This window comes from Bacteroides sp. MSK.20.82, assembly GCF_019052485.1.
Classification (GTDB): domain Bacteria; phylum Bacteroidota; class Bacteroidia; order Bacteroidales; family Bacteroidaceae; genus Bacteroides; species Bacteroides thetaiotaomicron.
Map to the genome: position 1 here is coordinate 1 of NZ_JAHQUN010000115.1, position 2,054 is coordinate 2,054.

Annotated in this window: 7 protein-coding genes; all 7 read right to left on the bottom strand. The window is 33.0% G+C overall.

What is annotated here, in order from left to right; genetic code table 11:
- Positions 1 to 53: 53 nt before the first annotated feature.
- The gene (locus KTR07_RS27995) at positions 54 to 272 is read right to left on the bottom strand and encodes a hypothetical protein (protein ID WP_004295363.1); all 219 of its coding nucleotides are present in this window, start codon (positions 270 to 272) and stop codon (positions 54 to 56) included.
- Between the two features lie 30 nt (positions 273 to 302).
- Positions 303 to 509, bottom strand: coding sequence for a hypothetical protein (locus KTR07_RS28000; protein WP_007559092.1), 207 nt, complete (start codon positions 507 to 509; stop codon positions 303 to 305).
- A 12-nt stretch (positions 510 to 521) separates the two neighbouring features.
- The gene (locus KTR07_RS28005) at positions 522 to 713 is read right to left on the bottom strand and encodes a hypothetical protein (protein ID WP_007559094.1); all 192 of its coding nucleotides are present in this window, start codon (positions 711 to 713) and stop codon (positions 522 to 524) included.
- A 16-nt stretch (positions 714 to 729) separates the two neighbouring features.
- A complete protein-coding gene (locus KTR07_RS28010) occupies positions 730 to 870 on the bottom strand; it encodes a hypothetical protein (RefSeq protein ID WP_007559096.1) in 141 nt (46 codons plus the stop codon).
- 85 nt (positions 871 to 955) lie between these two features.
- Positions 956 to 1,345 carry a hypothetical protein gene (locus tag KTR07_RS28015; protein ID WP_007559098.1) on the bottom strand — a complete coding sequence of 130 codons (390 nt, stop codon included), beginning with the start codon at positions 1,343 to 1,345 and terminating at the stop codon, positions 956 to 958.
- A 71-nt stretch (positions 1,346 to 1,416) separates the two neighbouring features.
- The gene (locus tag KTR07_RS28020) at positions 1,417 to 1,632 is read right to left on the bottom strand and encodes a hypothetical protein (RefSeq protein ID WP_007559101.1); all 216 of its coding nucleotides are present in this window, start codon (positions 1,630 to 1,632) and stop codon (positions 1,417 to 1,419) included.
- Positions 1,633 to 1,666: 34 nt separating this feature from the next.
- Positions 1,667 to 1,918, bottom strand: a complete 252-nt coding sequence (locus tag KTR07_RS28025) for a hypothetical protein (protein WP_004295365.1) — start codon at positions 1,916 to 1,918, stop codon at positions 1,667 to 1,669.
- Positions 1,919 to 2,054: the final 136 nt, after the last annotated feature.

The window sequence follows — 2,054 nt, forward strand, 5'->3', positions numbered from 1 at the left end:
GTGGCAAAATTCTTTTCTTTTTTATCCATAATCATTCTTTTTTGTTTTGAGTATTAATTTTTTTCGATGAAAGTATTGGTTGTATTCAACACCCCGGCTGAATCTCGACTTTTGCCATCTCTTATGAAGATTCCTTCTTCTTTCAACCGTTCATAATCAAATTCATTCATCATGATAATGACAATATTTTCATTTGTATATAGCTTACACTTCATAAATTGAGTACCTTCTATTTTTCCAATTACGTCTATTTGGATTGTTCTTTCATTCATAATTCGTTTATTTATATATCGATTTGAGGATTATTCTTGTTTTTTTACTTCATATCCCTTTTCTCTGAGATACGCTGCTATATACTCATCATCTCCGACATCATTAAGGACATCGAAAAGATAACCTTTTACATAACTGGCTACTGCAACCGCATTTGCATACTCGATGTTCTGCGAAATGAATCTCACTTTCTCTGTTCTTCCTAAGCCTCTGAAGGCTTCTTCAATTTTGCTCATATTTATACTGTTTTACGCTAATTCTGTTTCAATAAACTTCATCATCTGATTGTGAAAAGAACCACTCCTTTTTTGCGCAGCCTTACAATCATCAATGGAAAGATTCGATTCCTTAATTATCCCTATTGCGATTGCTGGCATATCTCTGACTACTACAATATGCTGAACAGCAAACCAAATACCATCAATAAATTCATTATTCATATCTTCATTTTATTGGTTAAAACTCATATTCACTTTCATTGAAATTTTCGATTGAATAAATTAAACCACCGAAGTCACCCGCTGAGAAGCCTCCAGTAATATTACTTCGATGTGTTCCCTTATACTTACCAAAGGTTAATGTTCTTTCTTGATTCATTACTATTCTGTTATGCGTTATTTGGTATGATAATCCCATTTTATCTTGACTTATATATCTGGAAAAGAGACCTGTGAACTAAAGACTACTCTTTCTTTTCCTTACGCCTCGATTTGAGAAATTCTTTAGCCGCTTCTTTGTCCTCATGTACTTCATCTGATACATAATATATTATAGCCTTTGAATTGTGAGGATTGTTTTTCCACTTTCTTCCTATTGCATCCGGATTTACAACATATCCTTCTTTTGCCCATTGCAGGGCTGTTAGGCTCTTTTGGTTCATTCTCTTATACCAAAGAACCTTACGATGCATTTTTGTCCGGGGAGTAATTACTCCGTCTGCACATACCAGTCCTTCACAGTTGTAACCGGGGCTTTCCAGAAATTCAATTTCTTTTTGAATTTCTTTTATGCTCATTTTCTCGATGCGTTCCATGTATTGTGCAATCGTTTCATCTGTCATATCCGCTGCCATATTTCATGAATTTATGTATTAAAATAAGGCTATTAACTAGTTTAATAGCCCATTTTTGATTTCAAATACTATCAAACGTATTTATCCAATTCTTTTTCTAGCTTTTCCCTATCAATCTCTGGAAATAGTTCAAGAACAAGACTTAGCGAATCGCAATAATTGTTTGCATAGTTTTCTGTATCCATCAATCGTAACACCATTGAACAAAAAATACTCTTTTCCTGCTTAAAAGTACGATTTAACACAGAACTAGATAATCTGAAAATTTTCTTCTCTACTCCAATCATAAATTAATCCTTTCACATTTCTAATAATTGACTATCAATCTGTAGTTTTCTTCAATGCTTCAAAAGAAGACAAGTAATCATCAACAGCTTTATTTAACGCTGCATATTTATCTTTCCACGTCCTTATTTGCCGTTGTGTTTCAATATACCTATCATTCAAAGTTGCATAATTCTGAATAGCAAATCTAATAGCTTTAGCATCTGTTTTTTCACCAGATAATTTTTTTAGATTTTCTAACTCCGCACAGGCTGCATCGTCTAAGCGTAATGTAAACTCTTTTTTCATAAAAAAATGATTAATGAATTAATACTGAAAAATAGCCCTAACAGTTGGCTACGAAATGGATTTAAGAAGCAATGTTTCATGATTTTGTTTGCTGTTCTTTATACTGGCAGCCAAACCAGCTTTAAAGGTTTGTTTA

Coding starts and splice junctions, on each gene's coding strand:
- KTR07_RS28010 (WP_007559096.1), bottom strand. CDS start 870: ATGAATCAAGAAAGAACATTAACCTTTGGTAAGTATAAGGGAACACAT.
- KTR07_RS28015 (WP_007559098.1), bottom strand. CDS start 1,345: ATGGCAGCGGATATGACAGATGAAACGATTGCACAATACATGGAACGC.
- KTR07_RS28005 (WP_007559094.1), bottom strand. CDS start 713: ATGAATAATGAATTTATTGATGGTATTTGGTTTGCTGTTCAGCATATT.
- KTR07_RS28020 (WP_007559101.1), bottom strand. CDS start 1,632: ATGATTGGAGTAGAGAAGAAAATTTTCAGATTATCTAGTTCTGTGTTA.
- KTR07_RS27995 (WP_004295363.1), bottom strand. CDS start 272: ATGAATGAAAGAACAATCCAAATAGACGTAATTGGAAAAATAGAAGGT.
- KTR07_RS28000 (WP_007559092.1), bottom strand. CDS start 509: ATGAGCAAAATTGAAGAAGCCTTCAGAGGCTTAGGAAGAACAGAGAAA.
- KTR07_RS28025 (WP_004295365.1), bottom strand. CDS start 1,918: ATGAAAAAAGAGTTTACATTACGCTTAGACGATGCAGCCTGTGCGGAG.